This window comes from Emticicia oligotrophica DSM 17448, from assembly GCF_000263195.1.
Taxonomy (GTDB): Bacteria; Bacteroidota; Bacteroidia; order Cytophagales; family Spirosomataceae; genus Emticicia; species Emticicia oligotrophica.
Genome location: NC_018748.1, coordinates 1,543,375 through 1,566,377 on the forward strand (window position 1 = coordinate 1,543,375; position 23,003 = coordinate 1,566,377).

Annotated in this window: 15 protein-coding genes; 10 read left to right on the forward strand and 5 right to left on the reverse strand. The window is 37.6% G+C overall.

Features of this window, described 5'->3' with window-relative positions:
* Positions 1-42 precede the first annotated feature (42 nt).
* Positions 43-552 (reverse strand): hypothetical protein, encoded by a 510-nt coding sequence (locus EMTOL_RS21715; protein ID WP_015028457.1) that lies wholly within the window; start codon positions 550-552, stop codon positions 43-45.
* 162 nt (positions 553-714) lie between these two features.
* On the opposite strand from EMTOL_RS21715, the gene EMTOL_RS06415 reads away from it, so the two are divergent.
* Positions 715-1,779 (forward strand): acyltransferase, encoded by a 1,065-nt coding sequence (locus tag EMTOL_RS06415; RefSeq protein ID WP_015028458.1) that lies wholly within the window; start codon positions 715-717, stop codon positions 1,777-1,779.
* 4 nt (positions 1,780-1,783) lie between these two features.
* On the opposite strand, the gene EMTOL_RS06420 is transcribed toward EMTOL_RS06415, so the two are convergent.
* On the reverse strand, positions 1,784-2,665 hold the full coding sequence (locus tag EMTOL_RS06420; RefSeq protein WP_015028459.1) for a fructosamine kinase family protein: 882 nt from the start codon (positions 2,663-2,665) through the stop codon (positions 1,784-1,786).
* 212 nt (positions 2,666-2,877) lie between these two features.
* On the opposite strand from EMTOL_RS06420, the gene EMTOL_RS06425 reads away from it, so the two are divergent.
* From EMTOL_RS06425 to recO, 6 genes are all read left to right on the forward strand, one after another.
* Positions 2,878-4,029 (forward strand): 1-deoxy-D-xylulose-5-phosphate reductoisomerase, encoded by a 1,152-nt coding sequence (locus tag EMTOL_RS06425; RefSeq protein WP_015028460.1) that lies wholly within the window; start codon positions 2,878-2,880, stop codon positions 4,027-4,029.
* A 92-nt stretch (positions 4,030-4,121) separates the two neighbouring features.
* Complete coding sequence (locus tag EMTOL_RS06430; protein ID WP_015028461.1) at positions 4,122-4,850, forward strand: RluA family pseudouridine synthase; 729 nt, start codon at positions 4,122-4,124, stop codon at positions 4,848-4,850.
* Positions 4,851-4,980: 130 nt separating this feature from the next.
* Entirely contained in the window at positions 4,981-5,925 is a 945-nt protein-coding gene (locus EMTOL_RS06435; RefSeq protein ID WP_015028462.1) for a hydroxypyruvate isomerase family protein, read from the forward strand.
* Positions 5,926-6,220: 295 nt separating this feature from the next.
* On the forward strand, positions 6,221-7,045 hold the full coding sequence (gene ispE, locus EMTOL_RS06440) for a 4-(cytidine 5'-diphospho)-2-C-methyl-D-erythritol kinase (protein WP_015028463.1): 825 nt from the start codon (positions 6,221-6,223) through the stop codon (positions 7,043-7,045).
* 33 nt (positions 7,046-7,078) lie between these two features.
* The gene (locus EMTOL_RS06445; RefSeq protein ID WP_015028464.1) at positions 7,079-7,663 is read left to right on the forward strand and encodes a cytochrome c oxidase subunit 3; all 585 of its coding nucleotides are present in this window, start codon (positions 7,079-7,081) and stop codon (positions 7,661-7,663) included.
* Positions 7,653-8,342, forward strand: a complete 690-nt coding sequence (gene recO, locus EMTOL_RS06450) for a DNA repair protein RecO (protein WP_015028465.1) — start codon at positions 7,653-7,655, stop codon at positions 8,340-8,342. Before EMTOL_RS06445 ends, recO begins: the two co-directional genes overlap by 11 nt.
* A 183-nt stretch (positions 8,343-8,525) precedes the next feature.
* Here recO and EMTOL_RS06455 read toward each other — a convergent pair whose 3' ends face one another.
* The 3 genes from EMTOL_RS06455 to EMTOL_RS06465 form a co-directional block, all read right to left on the reverse strand.
* Positions 8,526-10,049, reverse strand: a complete 1,524-nt coding sequence (locus EMTOL_RS06455) for a leucyl aminopeptidase family protein (RefSeq protein ID WP_015028466.1) — start codon at positions 10,047-10,049, stop codon at positions 8,526-8,528.
* 55 nt (positions 10,050-10,104) lie between these two features.
* Positions 10,105-11,196 carry an alpha/beta hydrolase gene (locus EMTOL_RS06460; RefSeq protein WP_015028467.1) on the reverse strand — a complete coding sequence of 364 codons (1,092 nt, stop codon included), beginning with the start codon at positions 11,194-11,196 and terminating at the stop codon, positions 10,105-10,107.
* A 325-nt stretch (positions 11,197-11,521) separates the two neighbouring features.
* The gene (locus EMTOL_RS06465; protein WP_015028468.1) at positions 11,522-14,491 is read right to left on the reverse strand and encodes an FAD-binding and (Fe-S)-binding domain-containing protein; all 2,970 of its coding nucleotides are present in this window, start codon (positions 14,489-14,491) and stop codon (positions 11,522-11,524) included.
* 468 nt (positions 14,492-14,959) lie between these two features.
* Between EMTOL_RS06465 and EMTOL_RS06470 the strand changes: the two genes are divergently transcribed.
* The 3 genes from EMTOL_RS06470 (at position 14,960) to EMTOL_RS06480 (ending at position 23,002) form a co-directional block, all read left to right on the forward strand.
* Entirely contained in the window at positions 14,960-17,968 is a 3,009-nt protein-coding gene (locus tag EMTOL_RS06470) for a SusC/RagA family TonB-linked outer membrane protein (protein WP_041693436.1), read from the forward strand.
* Positions 17,969-18,015: 47 nt separating this feature from the next.
* Positions 18,016-19,497 carry a RagB/SusD family nutrient uptake outer membrane protein gene (locus tag EMTOL_RS06475; protein ID WP_015028470.1) on the forward strand — a complete coding sequence of 494 codons (1,482 nt, stop codon included), beginning with the start codon at positions 18,016-18,018 and terminating at the stop codon, positions 19,495-19,497.
* 184 nt (positions 19,498-19,681) lie between these two features.
* A complete protein-coding gene (locus EMTOL_RS06480; RefSeq protein ID WP_015028471.1) occupies positions 19,682-23,002 on the forward strand; it encodes a VCBS repeat-containing protein in 3,321 nt (1,106 codons plus the stop codon).
* Position 23,003: the final 1 nt, after the last annotated feature.

Below are 23,003 nucleotides of genomic sequence, written 5' to 3' on the forward strand. Positions count from 1 at the left end.
GGTAGTTAGGAATAAATATCTTCCTATACTACCCCAATCTCTTTAAAATTCATTCAATACAATCACATCTGACTCTGCGGTATTACTCACATTCCCTGCTCTATCTTTAATGATTACTTGAAATTTTAGTGAATCTTTAGGAGGCGTAAATGGGTGAGGAAACTCCATTGAATAATCAAGTGTCCCTTCTATCGGACCAGTTTTGCCATCAGCTTTTAAGCGAGGAAAATAACCCGAATAGGGTACCGCTGGAATAAATTCGGTAAAAACACCTTTTTTCTTGCGAAATAGCCTAATGAGATAATTATAATTACTAGTTGTTTCGGCAGTAGTTCTTTCTTTTTCATTCAAACCTAAATCACCATCTCCATCTTGAAACTTAATCGTCAGAATAACAGAATCCTTTTTCGTACCAGCAAATTGGTCGATTCTAACCTCCTTTTTAATTGACTTAAAGCTAATGGCTGGCGTATTATCAAAAGTGGTTTCTTTATAACAACCTACCAATGCGACAATTATTGTTAATATTCCAAAAACTGAAACCTTTTTCATTCTAAAAATGTAATTTTAATTAGTCTGTTATGCAAAACAAGTGTGGCACATTTTAATTGAATAGAAAACCTTGAGAAAACGGTGTCGTCTGACGTGCTACACTTTGCAATATCAATAATTTTCTATATTTCGGCTAATTTAGTAAAAATCATAAAATTTTCAATGGGCATTCGTGACGAACTAAAATCGGCGGTTTTACAGTTGAACGACTCTTCCGTACGACCACACGATTTCGAAGAATTGGCTTTAGAAATATTTCGTTTTCAAGCTGCCACTAATTATACCTACAAAGAATATTTAGCGTATCTCCGAGTAAATCCTCAGCAAGTGAGTCGAATCGAAAAAATTCCTTTTTTACCGATTCAGTTTTTCAAGCACCATAAAATTGTTTCTGAGGGAGCTCCTACCCAAATAATTTTTGAAAGTAGCGGCACCACAGGCGATACCACCAGTAAACATTTAGTGAGCGATTTGCCTTTTTATGAATACATCAGTCAACGAATTTTTGAGCAGTTTTATGGCCCTTTGAATGAGTTTCACATTTTAGCTTTACTGCCTTCTTACCTTGAACGAAATAATTCTTCGTTGGTGTATATGGTACAGAGTTTTATTTATAGAACCTACTCAAGAGAATCTGGTTTTTATTTGAAAAATACCCAAGAATTGCTTCAGCAACTTCGACTGTTATCTAAACAACAATCTAAAAGAAAAGTTTTGTTGATTGGCGTCACATTTGCCTTGCTTGATTTAGCTGAATCTGGAGAAGATTTATCTTGCATGAAAGACCTAAAAAAACGCTTAATTGTCATGGAAACTGGGGGAATGAAAGGTAGAAGGAAAGAATTATTGCGGGAAGAAGTACATGAAATCTTAACCTCGGCGTTTGGAATCGAAAAAATTCACTCTGAATATGGCATGACAGAACTACTTTCGCAAGGATATTCGAAAGGCGATGGGATTTTTGAATTACCCAATACTATGAGAGTGCTACTTCGTGAAATAAACGACCCATTCAAGATTATCTCAACGGTAAACTATTCCCAAAAGAATGAGAAAACCTTGATTCGTGGCGGAATCAACGTAATTGATTTAGCTAATATTGATTCTTGTTGCTTCATAGAAACCCAAGATTTAGGAGCATACAACACTGAAAATCAATCATTTAGCATCATTGGTCGCTTTGATAACTCTGATATCAGAGGCTGCAATTTGATGTATCAAGGCTAAAATCTTATAGATATCTATTGAGAGTTCTGATGATTGGGGGTAAATAGCTCGTTCCAAAAATATTGGTATGCACAAGCAAGGGATAAATATTATAAATAGGCACTCGTTCATCGAATCTTGGTTGGAGAGGATAGGCTTCCTGATACGAGTCATAGAAACGCTTATCAAAACCGCCAAATAAGTTTGTGAAAGCTATTTCCATTTCTCGGCTTCCGTAATAAACCGATGGGTCGATGAGTGAGGGCTCACCTTTTTCATCAGTAATCACATTTCCCGACCACAAATCTCCATGTAAGAGAGAAGCTGGTTCGTTTGGAATAAGTTCGGGCAAAACCTTATAAAATTGCTGAAATTTATCGTATAAAGATTTAGAAATCAACTCATTATAATAGGCTAAACCTGCTTGAACATTCAAACGTTTTTCAATAAAAAAGCTCAGCCAATCAGATTTCTGCTCATTACTTTGACGAAGTGAACCAATATAATTATCGAACGAGAGGCCAAAAGAATCGGCTGTATTTCGATGCAGACTAGCTAATTTTTGACCCAAAGACTCCCAATAATCGAAATTAGGTTTAGAATATTCGATATTTTCGAGAACCAAATAATCTTGTCCATCACGACGCCCCCAATGAATCACCTCGGGCACACGAATCACGTTAGTTTCACGCAATAGGTCAAGGCCTTTTGCTTCTGTTTCAAACATTCCTTCGTAGTTCCGAGTATTATATTTAATAAAATATTTGCCTTCGTTGGTAAGTACTTGCACGGTCACATTGATACTTCCACCCTGTATTAGGCGATACTCGTTTACTTGTAGGTCACGTCCGAAGCTTTCAAAAAAAACGCCCTCAAAAAATTGGAATTGATCTTCAGCCGTTTGCATAGATGCCCTTAACCCCTGTGGGGAATAAATTTAAAAAGTATTTAAACTAAACTCTTGAATATATCTATAAAACGCTAATAACTAACTCATTAGACAAATAAACTCGAAAACCAAAATGCTTATTTCGTATTTCAAGTCTAATACAAACGTTAAAATAAAAACTTTATCATTAAATTTTCCGAACTTTGTAAAAAATTTCAATAGTTTATTTCATGCAGAAACGTCATCTTGCTATTCTTGGCTCAACTGGTTCTATCGGAACACAAGCCTTAGAAGTTGTTGAAGCCAATCCAGATATTTTTGAAGTAGAAGTACTGACCGCCCAAAACAACGCCGATTTGTTGATTGAACAAGCAGCTAAGTTTAAGCCAAACGTAGTGGTGATTTCTAACGAAAACCTTTATGACAAAGTCTTTGCCGCTCTCGACCCACTTGATATAAAAGTTTATTCTGGAGATAAATCTTTGGCATCGGTTGTAACCATGGAATCGGTGAATATGGTACTCACTGCTCTGGTGGGTTATGCAGGACTTATTCCGACGGTGGCGGCCATTAAAGCAGGTAAACACATTGCTTTAGCCAATAAAGAAACGCTCGTAGTAGCTGGCGAATTAGTGACGGAATTAGCTCAAAAGCATAGAGTTGATATATTACCTGTTGATTCTGAACATTCGGCTATTTTTCAGTGCTTGGTAGGTGAGTTTCATAATCCTATTGAAAAAATAATACTAACGGCTTCGGGTGGTCCATTTAGAGGGAAAGACCGTGAGTTTTTGAAAACAGTTACCAAAGCCCAAGCCCTCAAGCACCCTAATTGGAGCATGGGAGCAAAAATTACCATAGATTCTGCTTCTTTGATGAATAAGGGTTTAGAGGTAATTGAAGCAAAGTGGTTATTCGGACTCACACCAGAGCAAATTGAAGTGGTTGTACACCCACAAAGTATTATTCACTCAATGGTGCAGTTTGAAGATGGAAGTATGAAAGCCCAAATGGGTTTACCAGATATGCGAGTGCCGATTCAGTTTGCGATTGGCTATCCGAATCGTTTAAAATCAACTTTCCCACGTATGGATTTTGCCCAGTATCCATCGCTTACTTTTGAAAAACCTGATTATGAAACATTCAGAAATTTAGGTTTCGCATTTGAAGCCCTACGTACTGGCGGGAACATGGCGTGTATTGTTAATGCGGCCAACGAAATAGCCGTTGCAGCATTCTTACGTGATGAAATCGGATTCTTAGAAATGTCGGATTTGATTGAAGATTGTATGAAAAAAGTGACCTTCGTTCGCACACCAACGCTCGAAGATTATATAGAAACCGACAAAGAAACCAGGCGTCTGGCTTTAGAGTTTGTTTAAATTAAAAGTTTACATCCTCCTGCCCCCGCTTCGGCAGTCCGATTCAAAGAGGGCAGGGAGATGTCGTAAAAGAGTAATTATGTAAATAAATTATGGCAAAGCAACCATTTCAAGTAGTTTACGAAGATAATCACATCATTATCGTCAATAAAGCCCAAGGAATTTTAGTTCAGGGCGATAGCACTGGCGATAAAACGCTTTCTGACTACGTAAAAGAGTATATTAAAGAAAAATACAATAAACCAGGAGATGTTTTTCTTGGAACCGTACACCGCCTCGACCGCCCCGTGAGTGGCTTGGTGGTTTTTGCACGTACATCAAAAGCACTCGAACGCATGAACGAGATATTTAGAAAACGTGATGTTCAGAAAACTTATTGGGCAGTTGTGGGTAAAAAACCCGAGAAAAAATCGGCAAAATTGACCAACTGGCTCGTAAAAGATGAAACTAAGAATACCGTAAAAGCCTACGACGAAGAAGTACCTAACTCACAAAAAGCAGAGTTGACGTATCGTTATTTAGGCGAATTGAACCATTATCATTTACTCGAGATAAACCCGATTACTGGTCGCCCACACCAAATTCGTGTGCAATTGGCCAAAATGGGTTGCCCAATTAGAGGTGATGTGAAGTATGGATACCCACGCCCAAATATTGAAGGCAACATCAATCTTCATGCTCGCAGGTTGTATTTTATTCATCCAGTGAAAAAGGAGCCAATCATTTGCAAAGCGGCATTGCCCGAAAATGCCTTCTGGGAAGAGTTTTTAGAACTCGAACCGGAAGATATCAAAACAGAAAATCTTGATTTCTTATATTGAAAAAACAAAAAGCGATTGGGTTAGTCCAATCGCTTTTTTTATAATATATTTGAAGACCATTTATTCCAACAAAAAATTCAAAACTACCAAACCATTATTTTGGTATTCAACCTTCAATCTATAACAAAAAATGAATCGCAGAAACTTTTTATCAAAGAGTGTCTTGGCTGCCGGAGCTAGTACCCTTGGCACTTCAACCGCAGCTTTAGCTTCTACGCCGAGTCAAATCGAACAACCAAACATCATCGCTCCTAATAAATTCAAACTTCTCTATGCTCCGCATTTCGGAATGTTTGAAAATTCAGCTGGCAAAGACCTTTTCGACCAACTTAAATTCATGGCTGACAATGGCTTCATGGCTCTGGAGGATAACGGAATGTTAGGCCGCCCAGTAGAAATACAAACAAAAATTGGTGAAACAATGGCCAAATTAGGCATGAAAATGGGGGTTTTTGTGGTAGATGGTGGCGATAATTGGAAAGTTTCACTCACCACTGGTAAAAAAGATTTCCTCGAAAATTTCTTAAAAACTTGCCGTGCCTCGGTAGAAACAGCTAAACGTTGTAATGCTAAATACATGACGGTTGTACCTGGCTATTTTGAGCGAAATCTACCATTAGGTGTTCAGACAGCCAATGTCATTGATGCCTTACGCCGAGCTTGTGATATTTTCGAGCCTCATAACCTCACGATGGTACTTGAACCATTAAGCGATAATGCCGATTTATTCTTACGCTATTCTGACCAAACCTACATGATTTGTAAGGCGGTGAATAGCCCTTCATGTAAGATTTTATTTGATATGTGGCACATGCAAAGAAATGAAGGCCGCATGACTCAACACATGAATTGGTGCTGGGAAGAAATTGCCTATTTTCAGATTGGCGATGAGCCAGGCCGCAAGGAGCCAACTACTGGCGAAATAAATTACAAGAGCTTATTTAAGCATATTTACGAAAAATCGAAAGCCAATAATCAAGAGTTCATCATGGGAATGGAACATGGTAATTTTGCTAAAGGCAAAGAAGGAGAAGCAAAATTGATTGAAGCTTATCAATGGAGCGATAATTTCTAAGATTATTATACAAGCAGGGGTATAAAGCCCCTGCTTATTTATTTTTCATAGTTTCATTTAGTGAATCATCAGACTTTTACTATTTATCTACAATCAGTTTCTATTCTTCCTTATCAAAACTGCTCAAAAGTCCTACTAAAACCACTATTCAGACTACAATTCTGATTATTTCATATTTTTGAGTCTGTTTAAAATTAACTTATTTAAGATTTAAGTGTTTTAATAAAAACTAACAATCGTTTTGTTATTGATTTACTCGGTGGTTGAGTAATTTTGAAATCGAAATTTTATATAGATGCTTACATTTCCAAACGCTAAAATAAACATTGGCCTCAATATCGTAGAAAAACGCTCTGATGGCTTCCATAATATCGAATCTGTTTTTTACCCAGTCGAATGGTGCGATGCCCTCGAAATCTTACCAAATCAAGACCAAACTGCCAATGAAGCAATCTTCCAAAGTACGGGCTTGAGTATTCCGGGCAATGAAAGTTCAAATCTTTGTTTGAAGGCATGGCATTTATTGCAAGACCAAATCTCTACGCCACCGACTATTCATTTGCACAAAGTAATACCAATGGGTGCAGGCTTGGGTGGTGGTTCTGCCGATGGAGCTTTTACACTTCGCATGCTCAATGAGGTTTATCAACTAAATTTGAGCAACGACCAACTAAAAGATTTTGCCCGAAAATTAGGTTCGGACTGTGCTTTTTTCATCGAAAATAAACCTGTTTTTTGCTATAATAAAGGCGATGAATTTGAAGATTTTTCGCTTAATCTGAAAGGGAAATTTATAGTGTTAGTCAATCCAGATATTCATATTTCTACTGCTGAAGCTTATTCGGGGGTATCGCCACAAAAACCTGAAATATCATTAAAAACGGCTCTTTCGGAGCCAATATCTAATTGGAAAACAATTGTTAAAAACGATTTCGAAGAAAAACTGTTATTAAAGTATCCAACCATTGCCGAAGTAAAAGAATCACTTTATGTAGCTGGTGCTGTTTATGCTTCTATGACGGGCTCAGGCTCAACTGTATATGGAATTTTTGAAAACGAAATAGACTTAAAAAATCAATTTCCAAATTTCGCAATATGGCAAGGATTCTTTAAAGTATAATTTTATTTAAACCCTTGGGGGACGGGTGAAAAGATGAATCAATTAAGTAAACGCCGAGAACCATTTGCTTTCATGCTCTACCTTGCTATGATTAGTAGCGGGCTGCTTTTTTTCTTTTTATTGATTGTTTTTATTACGAAAGAAGCTAGAAATCAGGATATTCCTGTAAAGATTCCGGGTGTATTTTGGTTTAGTACTTTAGTTATTATAGCAAGTAGCCTTACGCTGCAAGGGGCAAATAAAGCTTTTAAGGAAGAGCGTTTTCGAACCTATCGTCTAAATATCAGTCTGACCTTACTGACGGGCATTTTGTTTATCGTTTTACAAGGTTTTGGATGGCGTAAATTATTGAATGCCGGCATCACAATGAGCAATAATACTGGAGGAATGTTTATTTATGTTCTTTCAGGACTACATATTTTGCACACACTGGGCGGAATTATAGCACTCATCTCAGCTAACAAAGATGCTTTTCAACGAATGGAATATATTGATTCTTATGTTTATAGTGTCAATCCACCTAATCAACTGAAAATCAAGCTCATAAGTATCTATTGGCATTTTGTAGATGTACTTTGGGTTATTCTGTTTCTATTCTTATTGTATCATGCTTCATAAAACTCGTGGGATAGTCATTAGCTATATTCGATACCGAGAAACCTCCATTATCGTAAAGATTTATACCGAAAAATTTGGTATTCAATCGTTTATTGAAAATGGCGTAAGAAGCAGTAAAGGAAAAAATAAGATTGCACTTTTTCAACCGCTTACACTACTCGATATGGTGGTATATCATGATGAAAAGAAAGACTTGCATCGTATCTCGGAGGCCAAATCAGGCTTTCCATTTCGAAGCCTTCCTTACGATATTCACAAGTCAAGTATCGCCATGTTTTTGGATGAAGTTTTGAACAAAACACTTCAAGAACATACTGAAAACGATGCTCTTTTCGATTTTCTTTATCATTCACTCATTTTTTTAGACGAAACCGACGAACATTTTGAAAATTTTCACCTAATCTTTCTGCTCAAATATGCTTTTTTCTTAGGCTTTTCTCCAGAAAATGCACAAGAAATCGTCTCTCAGTTTCGAGAATTAAATGTTCTTATTCCTTTTGAAAACGATTATCAGAAATTGATGAACCAGCTTATCATGGCTGATTACCAAACGCCATTATTCATGAATCGGGCGGTTAGAAATCATTTACTCGAAATCATCATCGCGTTCTACAAAATTCATGTTGAAGAATTTGGCGAAATAAAATCACTGCAAGTATTACGGGAAGTATTGAGTTGAGTACTAAGCCTTCAGTAGTTGAGCGAAGTCGAAACCACTCCCTGTAGCTTCGGCTTCGCTCAGCTTCCGATGTTTCTTGGTAGGTATCGGTGCAGAAACGCTTGTCAAAATCACTAAATTATAATTTTTGCCAATCGGTGGTTTCGGCTTCGCTCACCCACCGAAAGAAAAATTACACATCAATTATTTTCGCAAGAAGGTAGTTAATAAATTTACACCAAAAGCGGTAGCCGACTTCATTTTGGCAAATTCTGAATCGCCAAAAGCCATCCCAGCAATATCAAGGTGAGCCCAATTAGTGTGTCCATCAATGAAGAACTCCAAGAATTTTGCAGCCGTAATTGCCCCAGCCACTGGAGCAGAAGAAAGGTTCTTTATATCAGCCACATCAGAGTTCATCATATCTTTATAATCATCCCAAAGTGGCAAACGCCATAGTTTTTCTCCAGTTTCTTGCCCGATTTCAAGTAATTCATTTGCTAAGGCATCATTATTAGATAATAATCCTGCGGCAGCATAGCCCAATGCGGCAATGCAATTACCCGTGAGCGTTGCCAAATCAATAATTACATCAGGCTCAAAATTCTTTTTGATATACGAAAGGCCATCGGCCAAAATTAAGCGTCCTTCGGCATCAGTATCAATTACTTCAATTGTTTTGCCAGCATACGAAGGAATAACCTCACTTGGTTTAAGTGCATTGCCATCTACACAATTTTCGGTTGATGGAATAACGCCTATCAAATGCACGGGCAATTGCAGTTTAGCCGCTAATTCCATTGCTCCTAAAACTGCTCCTGCTCCTCCCATATCTGACTTCATATAACTCATACTTGCCGAACTTTTAATAGAAATTCCACCTGTATCAAAAGTTACACCCTTTCCTACTAAACCTACCCTTCGGCTACGCTCAGGGACCGGTTTGGAAGATACTTGTTCTCCGAGCATAGCCGAGGATTGGTTCCCGAGCGTAGCCGAGGGATATTCCATCACAATAAACCTTGCAGGGTTTTCAGTGCTACCACGTCCAACTGCCAAAAGAGCATGTAAGCCTAACTCAAGGCATTGTTTCTCATCATAAACTTTTACATCGAAACCGTATTTTTGCCCAGATTCTATGGCAAATTCTGCTAATTTCTGCGGATATTTATAATTAGCTGGTGCATCAACCAAAGTCATGATTCTACTTTGTGTTTCGGCAATTGCTTGTCCAACCGCCACTCCTTTTTCGCCTTTTTCGAGCCAATTTTCTGCAACTTGAATTTCTAAAAGCCCAGATTCACCAAAAATATCAGCGGTTTTCTTCTCATCACTTTTATAGATACCTACCTCATATTCAGCCAAACAAATACCATTCACAATTTGCTCAATATTGGCTTCTAAACCTGCCATTTTAAGCTTTAATCCAACATTGCTTGGCAGTTTTTTCTTGTTATTGTAGAAAAACGAGCGAAAAACCTTTACATAATCAATAGGTTTAGGAGATTTTCCTAAGCCTAAAAGATATACCTTTTCCAGCCCCTCAATAGCTCCATACAAAGCCAATGTTTCTTTTGTTCCTGCCTTGAAATCCTGTTGGAGTATTTCGGCACTTAGCCCAACGTGCTTCGCAATTTTTGAAAGATTTTCCGCCAATTTCTCATTATCTACCAGTGGGAAAATAATTGTCTTAGCAGCAGTATTGTTGGCTGTTATCTTGATTTTCATAAATTCTTTAATATTTGATTTGTAGATGGTTTTTTGTGGAATAAAATACTTTCCGTTAATTAAACAACCACTCTATTGCCTTCGGAAATTCTTGTCCCCAGCGTTTTTCGTTATGCTCTCCTTTAGGGTCGATTGAGAGTTTAATTTGTATTTTTTCAGTGTCCCAGCCCTGTCCCTCAATGGTCTCCTTCATTTTCTTAACGTTTGGAACCATCGCATTGCCTTCTTTTCCGCCACCATACAAATAGATTTTTGTAGCTAATGGATTAAAAAACTCTATTGCATCAAAGTATATTTTCCGAGAAACCCAAAGTGAAGGCGATAAAACCATTAATCTACCAATTGCTTCTGGATACATCAATCCTGCATAAATACTAATCAAACCACCCATCGAACTCCCACCAATTCCTGTAAATTGACGTTCGGTTTTAGTGCGATAATTAGCATCAATAAATGGTTTGAGCGTACGAACAATAAAATTTGCATATTTCATACCCAAACCTTTACCTTTTGATTCAACTGTGTAAGGGGAATATTCATTAAAACGGCCTTCTTCACCGTGTTCAATGGCTACTACAATTACATCGCCCATCTCTCGTTTAGCCAATAATGATAAACGTTTATCTATCTCCCAATTGCCGTAGTTTGAGCCTTTCCCAAATAGGTTTTGGGCATCTTGCATATACAAAACAGGATAACGCTTATCGGTATTTTGGGCGTAATCATGAGGGAGAAGAATATAAATTTTCCGAGTTTTGCCTAATTGTGGAATTTCAAATTTTTCAGAAATGACTTCTACTTTAGGCATTAACTTTTGAATATAAGCTGTAGCTCCTTCTTGACGCCAATAGGGAACAAAATCGGCGTACTGACCTGATAATTTTTCAATTACTCGGTTTTTTGGTGAATTTCCATAGGTATCTAATTCTACAAAATCCCAACCACCACGCGTATATTTATATTCTATTTTTTCTGGGAGGGTAATTTCGGGCGAGAATGTAAATTTGTATTTTCCCTTGCTCACTCTCTTCATTTCAAAATCCGACACATCGGGATGCCATTCGCAGAAGTTGCCCGATAAAAAAACAGGTCGTTCGTCATCAACAATAGTTGTCAATTCCAAACTCAACAAATTTCGATTACTCATTTTTACTTTTTCTAGTGGTCAGATAAGTGTTAAGTATGTTATAAAACACCTTACAGTTACGTATTGTTCCATAATTCAAGATAGTAGGCTAGCAACTTAGCTTTTCAAAGTCCTTATTATGAATGTTTTTGCTGTAATTTTAAGCAAAATATCTCTCTCGAATACTCAAAACTATATTTATTTAGCAAATATACTATTTTAAGTAATAAACACACAGATTCAATCTGAGGAAATAAAATTGGCGAAATTCTTTCAAAACTATGCTCGAAAGAATTTCGCCAAAATAACAAATTAAACAAATATTTCCCTTCAAGGAATCAATTTACTAAACTAAAGCTTGCCACAAAACCTCAACAGGATGCAAAGCAGTGCGACCAGTTCCATCATGGATTTGATGACGGCAGCTTGTACCTGGTGCTGCAATAATTACTTCTTCTGGTTGCTTTCTGACTGTTGGGAACAATACCAATTCACCAATTTGCATAGATAATTTGTAGTGTTCTTTCTCATACCCAAACGAACCTGCCATTCCGCAGCAACCTGAAGGAATCAGGTGTACTTCATAATTTTTAGGCAATGAAAGTATTTTTTTCGTTGGTGTAAGCGAAGCCACTGATTTTTGCTGACAATGTCCGTGTAACTTGATAAGACGTTTTTCAGTTGTAAAGTTTTCGGCCGTAATTCTCTTAGCATCTACTTCACGAGCTAAAAACTCATCAATCATTAAGGCATTTTTACCTAACTGTTTCGCTGCTTCAACTAAACTTTCTTCGACTAAATCGGGGTATTCATCTCTAAACGTAAGAATTGCCGAAGGTTCAATACCAACCATTGGTATCTCTTCATTGATAATATTTTTTAGTAAAGACACATTCTGGTTCGCTAATTTTTGAGCCTCTTTCAACATTCCTTTTGATAAGTATGCTCTACCCGAATCAACATGATTTGGAATAATTACTTCATATCCTAATTTATTCAATAAATCGAGGGCTTTTTTGCCAATTTCTACATCATTATAATTCGTAAACTCATCGCAGAATAAATAAACTTTTTTCGCTTTTGGGGCTATATTTTGCTCCGATTTTCTATACCATTGCTTAAGTGTGTGTTTGCTCAAAAGTGGCATCGTACGCTCAGGATGAAAACCTACCACCGAATTAGCAATTTTACGCAAAGGAGCATTATCGAAAATTAAGTTATAAGCCCAAGGCACATAAGATGCCAAATTGCTCATTTTCGAATAGTTGCCAATTAACCACGAACGTAGTGGAACCCCATTTTGCTCTTGATAGTGCTGTAAAAACTCCATTTTCAATTTGGCAACATCCACATTCGACGGACATTCTGATTTACAGCCTTTACAAGCCAAACACAAATCCATCACCTCTTTGATTTCTTTACTATCAAATCGGTTGAGTTTTTCAGAATTAGTCAGTACCTCTCGTAAGATATTCGCTCTAGCACGGGTTGTATCTTTTTCGTTGCGAGTGGCCATATAACTTGGGCACATTGTTCCGCCACTTAGTTCGGTCTTACGGCAATCGCCCGAACCATTACATTGCTCGGCGTGTTGGAGAATATTTTGATTATTAAATCGGAAAACAGTTTTAAACTCAGGTACTTGGTGATCAGCCTCATAACGCAAGAATTTATCCATCGGAGGCGTATCAACAATCTTGTTTGGATTGAAGATATTTTGTTCGTCCCACACTTTTTTCAAATCTTTAATCAAAGTGTAGTTTTTCTCTCCAATTTGTTGGCGAATAAATTCACCACGCAAACGTCCATCTCCATGTTCGCCCGAAAGAGAGCCTTTATATTTTTTTACCAAGGTTGAAATCTCTTCCGCAATTAATCTGAATTGTCGATGTCCTTCGGCAGTTTTAAGATTAATAATCGGTCGAAGATGTATTTCCCCCGAACCAGCATGAGCATAATGCACCGAAGACATACCATTTTTCGACAAGATTTCATTAAACTCTCTAATAAAATCAGGCAAGTCATTTACATCAACGGCCGTATCTTCGATAACAGCTACCGCTTTTTCATCGCCAGGCAAATTTGATAAAAGCCCTAATCCAGCTTTACGGAGAGTCCAAATCTTTTTGGTATCCTCGCCAAATAAAATCGGAAAATGATAGCCTAATCCTGCAGCACGCATCTCAGCTTCCATTTCGGCAGCACGTTGATGAATGTCATCTATATTATCATGTGAAAGTTCGACTACAAGAATGGCACCGGGGTCGCCTTGTACAAAGAATCGGTTTTGACGTTGTTCTTTGTTTTCTTTCGTACATTCTAAAATATAATGGTCTATTAACTCAACCGCTGTTGGTTTATATTTTAAAGCAATTAGGTTAGCTCTTAGAGACTCATCAACCGAATTAACGTGCACGCAAACCAAGCCTTGTACCTTCGGTGGTAGGTTATTTACATGAAGCTTTATTTCAGTAATAAACATCAATGTACCTTCAGAACCAGCAATAAGCTTACAGAAATTGAAAGCCCCCCCTGCCGCTACACCCGATAACGGAGGAGTCTTGATGGTTTCTCGATTATCTTGCGGTGTAAATATTTCCGTTTCTAGCAGTTCATCAATAGCGTACCCTGTATTTCTGCGTTCGATACTCATTTTTGGAAACTCCTTACGAATTTCTGCTTGATTATCAGAATTGCTCAATACTTCATAAATATGCTTATAAATACTACTCTCCAATGTGGTATCAGATGGGTCAAGCTTTTTCATGAACTCGTCTCTGCTCAAACTCTTGAACTCCACAAATGAACCATCGCTCAAGTAACCCTTCACTTCTAAAAGATGATTCCGGGTACTTCCATAAACCACTGAATTAGAGCCACAAGAATTATTACCAACCATTCCACCAATCATTGCACGATTGGCCGTTGAAGTTTCAGGCCCAAAAAACAATCCATGTTGTTTCAAGAAATAATTCAGTTCATCACGCACCACACCTGGCTGTACCCTCACCCATCTCTCTTCTTTATTGACTTCAAGAATTTTTGTAAACGTACGCGACACATCAACTACAATTCCTTTTCCAACCACTTGCCCAGCCAAAGAAGTACCAGCAGTACGAGGAATGAGGGAGGAATTATTTTTACGAGCAAAGGCTATCAGTTTTTCAATATCAGACTCGTCTTTGGGAATAGCTACTGCGAGCGGCATCTCACGATAAGCCGAGGCATCAGTGGCATACAAAGTACGCATGACATCATCCAGATAAAGTTCACCTGCCAAGTCTTTGGCCAGTTGCTGTAATTGTTGATTCATCATCAGATTCTTCAGTTTTTGAATTTTTCAAAGATAAACGCCTTTGAGTGACAATACTCGGGTTCGTTATCGATGATTTTTTTATCTAAAAAAAATACAAATTTGCTCTTTATAAATTTATATCATGGTAAATATTTTAGTTGTTGAGCGTGAAGCAATTCTTGAAGTATAATTATGGTTTGCAAAAATAAGATGAAAAACCTAAAGGCATATTGTTTTTGTACAATTTTTCAGAATTGAATTTTTTGAAGAACTTTTATTTTTTAGTATAATTTTTTGGACTTTAAGCATTTGTTTTTGTAATTTTGAGGGTTAATTAAAAAAATAGTTCAATGTTTTCTAAACAAACTTCTATAACAAGTTATTTTTTTGATAATTTTAGTCATTAGAAGCAGTTTAAATTATTTAGAAAATGGAAAATTATTTTTTATTTAAGTTAATCATTCATTAATCTTTCTTTAATTACAACCTATGATGAAGTCCTACCAAGTGGGTCGCTATATTGGGCGACTAACGGCTGGTGTGAAAACGTCTATTTTCACAATTGCAGCATTGCTGTTAACAACACTCACATTTACTGTGATGGCACAAGAAGTAACTGTATCAGGTACGGTAAAAGGAGCTGATGGCAGCGGTTTACCAGGTGTTACAGTACAAGTGAAAAGTACCAGTAAGGGTACTCAAACTGGCTTAGATGGTACTTACAAATTGGCTGGTGTTCCGAAAAACGGAGTATTAGTATTCAGTTTTGTTGGTATGGAAACTAAGGAAGTGGCTATCGGTAACAAAACTGTTGTTGATGTAACTTTAACAGACGACACTAAAGCTCTTGAAGAAGTTGTGGTAGTGGGTTATGGTACTCAAAAACGTAAAGAAATTTCTGGTACCGTAACAAGTTTAGGTAGCCGCGATTTCAACGCAGGTATCGTAACAAACCCATTAGCTGCAGCTCAAGGTAAAGTTGCTGGTTTAGTTATCACTCAAAGTAGTGGTGACCCTAACTCAACGCCAACTGTACGTTTAAGAGGTACTGGTTCATTGAACGCTGGTTCTGAACCACTTTACGTAATTGACGGTGTGATTGGTGCTCCTATCCAAAACATTGCTCCAGAAGATATCCAAACAATGGACATCTTGAGAGATGCTTCTTCAGCAGCAATTTATGGTTCAAGAGGTGCGAATGGTGTAATCTTAATTACTACTAAAAGAGGTAAATCTGGTGCTCCAAGTGTAGATTTCAATTCTTATCTAGGTACAGAGAGAATTTCTCAAAGACCTGATTTGATGAATGGTGCACAATTTAGAGAGGCTGCTAAGAAATACAACCAAAGTTTCACTGATAACGGTGCTAATACAGATTGGTTAGATGTAATTACTCGTACTGCTTATACTCAAAACTATCAATTGGGTGTTTCAGGTGGTTCAGAAAAAACATCATACCGTGCATCAGTAGGATATTTGGATCAAGTTGGTACTTTGATTGGTTCAGGAAAAGACCGTTTAAATGCTCGTTTGAACATTGATTCAAAAGCACTTAACGATAAATTAAACTTGAAGTTTAACTTCTCTGCTTCACAGACAAATGGTGATATTGCACAAAATATCGCTTTAGGTCTTGCTCAAAACATGCGTCCGACTGACCCTATTTATAATGCTGACGGTACTTACTATCAAATTCCAGGTACTTTTGCGAACTACAACCCATTAGCGATTGTAGAAAACAGAAAGCAATCTGAAAGATTAAGCGATTTATTAGGAAATGTACAGGCTGCCTACACTATTACTAATGGTTTAGTATTTAATGTAAGTGGTACATTACGTACACAAGCAAATAACATTAGTGCATTCCAAAACTCATTTGCTAATGTACCTATCAGAGGTTTCGCTGGTAACTCTGCATACCGTGGATTAAATGCAACAACTGACAAACAGTTGGAGACAACTTTGAACTACAACAAAGCTTTAACAGCAAACAGTAACTTAAACTTATTAGCAGGTTATACTTATCAAGATGTAGTTTATGATGGTTTCGGTGTTACTAACAATAACTTCTTAACTGACATCTTAGATGCTAATAACATTGGTTCAGGTCTTGGTATCAGAACAAACCCTGGTTTTATCGGTTCTTACAAAAACGAATACAAATTAGTATCGTTCTTGGGTCGTGCACAATATAGCTTAGCAAATAAATATTTTGCAACTGTTAACGTTCGTCGTGATGGTTCTACGAAATTCGGTGATAACAACAAGTGGGGTTTCTTCCCATCAGTTTCAGTGGGTTGGTCTCTTAGTGAAGAAGCTTTCTTGAAAGGAAATTCTACAATTGATAACTTAAAACTTCGTGTTAGCTGGGGTAGAACTGGTAACTCTGAAGGTATCAGACCATTACTTTCTAAATCTTTCTATGGCCCAAGTGGTTCATACTATGATGGTAACTCTGGTAGTTTCTTACCTGCTTACGCAATCCAGTCAAACGCTAACCCTAACTTGAAGTGGGAAGTTAACGAAAACTACGGTGCTGGTATCGACTTCTCATTATTGAAAGGAAAAATCTCTGGTAATTTAGACTGGTACACTCGTCAAACTAAAGACTTGTTATACACAGTAAACGCTCCGCAAGAAAAAGGATACGTTTATCCTACAATCTTAGCTAACATCGGAAGTATGCAAAACAGAGGGGTTGAGATTTCATTATCTTACCAATGGGTTGATAACAAAGACTTCTCATTTAGCTCTACTTTCGCTGGCTCATTCAACCAAAACAAAGTGTTGAGCTTGAAAAACAACGAATTTGCTGCTCCAGACCAAGTATTCTTAACAACAAGCTTGGGTAACTTTATTAGAGGTACATCTGCTGTAAACTTCTCTGTATTACAAGCTGGCCAACCAGTTGGTGTATTCTTCGGTGCTAAAGTTGCAAGCATCTCTGATAAAGGAACTTACGTATTCCAAGACTTAGATGGTAATGGTAAAATCGAGCCAAGTGCAGGTGACAGAACTTACCTTGGAAACCCGAACCCATTCTTCGTTGGTGGTTTAACTAATAACTTAAGATATAAAGCATTCGACTTACAACTTCAATTTACAAGCAATTTAGGTGCTAAAATCATGAACACCAATGCCTTGTTATTAGGAAGACAAGATGGTCGTATCGCAGAAAGTAACGCTCTTGCATCGGCATTGACTTCAAAAATCAATGATACACAGACAATCCCTATGGATTACTACGTTGAATCAGGCAACTACTTACGTTTGAACAACGCTTCATTCGGTTACAATATTCCAGTTGGAAAAGGTATCGTGAAGAGAGCACGTGTTTATGTTGCAGGAAACAACTTATTATTATTCACTAAATATTCAGGTGTTGACCCAGAAGTTAGCCAAGCGTTATCAATTGGTTCACAAGCACCAGGTATTGATGTTCGTGAAACTTACTACAAAACTCGTGGTTTAACTGCTGGTGTTAACTTAAGTTTCTAAACATTTTATCAAACAATCTGTTTACATCACAAAATATTACATTACTCATGAATAATATAAAGAAAAACATTTCAAAAGTACTCTCTGCTGCTGTTGTGGTGTCTGCTTTGGCACTACAATCATGTACAGATTTAACTGAGCCGGTTTACGATGCGATTCCTGCTGACCAATTTTTGAAAACTGACGCTCAGGTAGCTGCAGCTCTTGGACCTGCTTACTCTGGTATGAGAGGTATTACTTGGGACTGGTTTAACCCAAGTGAAGCAACTTCTGACGAATTAATAGTTCCTACTCGTGGTGGTGACTGGTTTGACAACGGTGACTGGTTGGCGTATTCTCGCCACACTTGGACTCCACAACATGGTCCAATCAATGGTATGTGGGGCTTTATCTTCGGAAATATCTCACAAGTAAACCAATTGCTTAATGTTGTTAAAACTAATAAAGCTGCAGTTGATGAACTTCGTGCTATCCGTGCGTTTTATTACTTCATGGCAGTTGATGCATTTGGTAATGTACCTATCGTAACTGATAATACATCTTCAGCTGCAACAAAATCTCGTGCTGAAGTTTATGCTTTTATTGAGAAAGAATTGACAGAAGCAATTCCTAGCCTTCCAGCAGGAAAAGCTTACAGCCGTATGACTCAAGATGCAGCTACAATGTTATTAGCTAAATTGTACTTAAATGCTGGTGTTTACAAAGGTTCTCCTGAGTGGCAAAAAGCTTATGATACAATTGATAAAGTAATCAAATCTAAAAATGGTTATAGCTTAGCTGCAACAACGCTTGCTAACTTTACTACTCAAAACCAAAGCTCACCAGAAGCCATCTTCAACATTCCGTTTGATAGCTTCTTGGCTGGTGGTTTGAACTTCCAAATGAGAACATTACACTATGCTAACCAACAAACTTATGGTTTAGGTAATGCTCCTTGGAATGGTTTCTGTACATTGGCAGATTTCTACAACTCATTTGATAAAGATGATGCTCGTAGCAAAATGTGGTTAGTTGGTCAACAATATTCAGCTTCTGGTGCTCCTTTGAAAGATGCAAAAGACCAACCATTAGCGTTTATTCCTGATTTCAACAAAGACCAAATGACTGATGCTGACCCTGAGTTCCAAGTAGCTGGTGTTCGTTCTCAAAAATATGAGATTCAAAGAAACAACCCGAACGGTGACCAAGATAACGATTACGTATTCTTCCGTTTGGCAGATGCTATCTTGATGAGAGCAGAAGCTGCTTTCAGACTTGGAAAAACTGCTGACGCTTTGGCTGATGTAAATACTATCAGAGCTCGTTCATTAGTTGCTCCATTAAAATCTGTTACTGCTGCCGACATTCTTGCAGAAAGAGGTCGTGAGTTAGCATGGGAAGGTTGGAGACGTAATGATATGATTCGTTTCGGTACTTTCAGCACTTCAAGAAAATTCATGAAAGTTGTTGATAAAACAAGAGAATTGTTCCCAATTCCTCAAGCTCGTATCGATGCTAACCCATTGTTGAAGCAAAATCCTGGATATTAATATTTCAATATCTTTCCCGAAAAGGCAGTTCCTAACGGTTCTGCCTTTTTATTTTACCAATATGCTGATAGTTAGAGGCGTATTTATTGCTAAATTTGCACTTCTCTGTCAGGAACTGACGAAAAAATACTTTTTAAACTTAAAAATCTAAATCAAAGTTTAGATTTTCTTTAACCTATAATTGATGAAAAAATCTCTTTGGGCTATCTCGTGTGCAGTGCTTCTGCTATCTTGTAGTAAGTCGGAAGATACGCTATTCGAGTCATTGCCATCATCAGCAACTGGAATAGATTTTGTCAACCGAAGTCTGGAGCGTAAAGACTTTAATATCTTCAACTACCGAAACTTCTATAACGGTGGTGGAGTGGCCATTGGTGATATTAACAATGATGGCCTTTCAGATATCTTCGTTACTTCAAATTTTGAAGATAATAAACTCTATTTAAATAAAGGGAAAATGACTTTTGAAGACATCACAGTAAAAGCTGGGATTGTTGGTAAGAAGTTTTGGTCAACAGGTGTAACCTTTGCCGATGTCAATGGCGATGGCTTAATGGATATTTATGTCTGTAATTCAGGAAGTCGCGACCAACGTGGCAACCAACTTTATATCAATCAAGGTATCAAAGGAGGTATTCCGAGTTTTGTGGAAAAGGCCGCTGAAGCAGGCTTAGAAGATGGAGGATTCTCTACTCACGCCGCATTCTTTGATTATGACCGTGACGGCGACCTCGATATGTATTTGCTCAATAACAGCTTCACTCCTATTGATAAGTTGGGCTACATGAATTTGCGTGAAGAACGTGATAAACTTGGTGGTGATAAACTTTTTAGGAATGATAGCCCTGCAACTCTTGTAAAGGGGGAAACACCTAAATTCACCGATGTTTCGGCTGAAGCAGGTATTTACGGAAGCCTTATTGGCTTTGGTTTGGGAATTACAATAGGTGATGTAAATAACGACAACTGGCCTGATATTTATATTTCTAACGATTTTTACGAAAGAGATTATCTATATATCAACCAAAAGAATGGTACATTTAAAGAAGACCTCGTCAATGAAATGCCTCATATTAGTCTCAGCTCAATGGGAGCAGATATTGCCGATATTAATAATGATGGGAACCTCGATATTTTTGTAACCGACATGCTTCCAGGTGATGACCGTCGCTTGAAAACTACCAGTGTTTTTGAAGGGTATAACCTCGTTGATTTGAAATTAAAGCGTGGTTTTTGGCACCAATATATGCGTAATAACTTACAGCTTAATAATGGCGATGGAACCTTTAGCGAAGTGGGGCAGTTGGCGGGCGTACACGCAACAGACTGGAGCTGGGGTGCTTTGATTTTCGATATGGACAATGATGGTCTGAAAGACCTTTTTGTTGCCAATGGTATTGCAAAAGACCTTACAGACCAAGATTTTGTTGAGTTTTTAGGTGACAGAAACACTATGCAACAAATGCTCGAAGGCAAGAAATTTAATGCCAAAGAGTTTATTGATAAGATTTCTTCGGTGCCAGTACCCAATTATGCCTTCAAAAATAATGGCAATCTAAACTTCACTAATAGTGCCCAATCATGGGGTTTAGAAGGCCCGGGCTTTTCAAATGGTTCGGCCTATGGAGATTTAGATAATGATGGAGACTTAGATTTAGTAGTAAATAATGTTAATGCCCCATTATCGGTCTTCAAAAATAAAACCAATGAGAAGACAAAAAACCACTTCCTTACTGTAAAACTAAAGGGTACAGCCAAAAACTTAAATGGCATTGGCTCTACCATTACAGTTTACCAACAAGGAACAAGTATTGTTTTACAACAAATGCCTAATCGTGGATTTCAATCTTCCTGCGACCACCAAATGGTATTTGGTTTAGGCGAAAAAGGGACGATTGATTCACTAAGAGTTGTTTGGCCTGACGATAAAATGCAGGTATTAAAAAATGTAAAAACCAACCAAACAATTTCACTTGATTACAAAGATGCCAATCAAGTGTTTAAGCAATTCTTTGCTCCAAAAAAACCTATTTTTACCGATATTACTGCCTCAACACTTGATTACACCCATGTAGAAAGTAATTTCCAAGACTATGACCGTGATGTGTTATTGAAGCAAAAATATTCTACACAAGGCCCGGCAATGGCTGTGGGTGATGTAAATGGTGATGGCCTTGACGACCTTTATCTAGGAGGTGCAACTGGACAAGAAAAACAGTTATTCATTCAGCAAAAAAACGGCAAATTCATCAAATCTACTCAGCCTGATTTTGGGATGGATTTAACCACCGAAAACACCGATGCCATTTTCTTCGATGCTGATAAAGACAATGACCTTGACTTATTTATAGTTACTGGTAGTAACGAATTTCCTGAAAATGCCCCTGAACTACATGATTTATTGTATTTGAATGATGGAAAAGGCAATTTCAAAAGAGATGTTCGTTTCCCTGCTATTTTTGAAAATGGTTCTTGCGTAACTGCCGCTGATTTCGATAAAGATGGCGATAACGACTTATTTGTTGGTTCTCGTATGATTTCTGGCAAGTATGGTTATAGCCCTGCCAGCAATCTTTATATCAATGATGGAACTGGTGAGTTTAAAAATCAGTCAAAACGATATATGCCTGAAATTACTTCACTTGGCATGATTACAGATGCCGAATGGAGCGATATTGATAAGGATGGCTTCGTTGATTTAATCATTACTCAAGATTGGGGCGAAATCGTTGTCTTCAAGAATGAGCGTGGTAAGAAAATGACACTTGCCAATAAAATAAAAGATTCGGAAGGTCTTTGGAATTGTATCAAGCCTGCTGACATCGACGGCGATGGAGATACCGACTTTATCGTGGGAAATATTGGAGATAATACAAAACTCAAAGTTTCGCCTGAAACTCCTGCATTCTTACACGCCAAAGACTTTGATAATAGTGGAACCATCGAGCAGATTATTTCTTGCCTTACAGAAGATGGCAAAACCTATCCGATGGTTTTGAAAGGTGAGCTTCAAAGAGCATTACCGATGATAAAACGTAAGTATGTAAAATATACAGATTACGCCAATCAGACAATTACCGATATGTTTACTGCCGAACAAATGAAAGATTGTGTAGAACGAAAAATCACTACTACCAAATCAATCATGCTCATTAATGACGGCAAAGGTAATTTTGAAGTCAAGGCTCTTCCAATCGAGGCACAATATTCTCGTATGGCGGCTATCGAAACAGGAGACTTTGATAATGATGGCATACTTGATATTCTTTTAGCTGGTAATTTCTATGATGTTTTACCAGAATGGGGGCGTTTCGATGCCAGCTACGGTGTATTCTTGAAAGGGAAAGGAAAAGGAGTTTTCCAATCTATAAAAACAAGTGACTCTGGTTTCAAGACAGTGGGTCAGGTAAGAAAAATGTATAAATTAAAAACGGGTGCCAATAAAGAAGTTTTGGTTTTGGCCAAAAACAACGATAAAGCACAAGTATTCGGTTTTAACAAGTAAA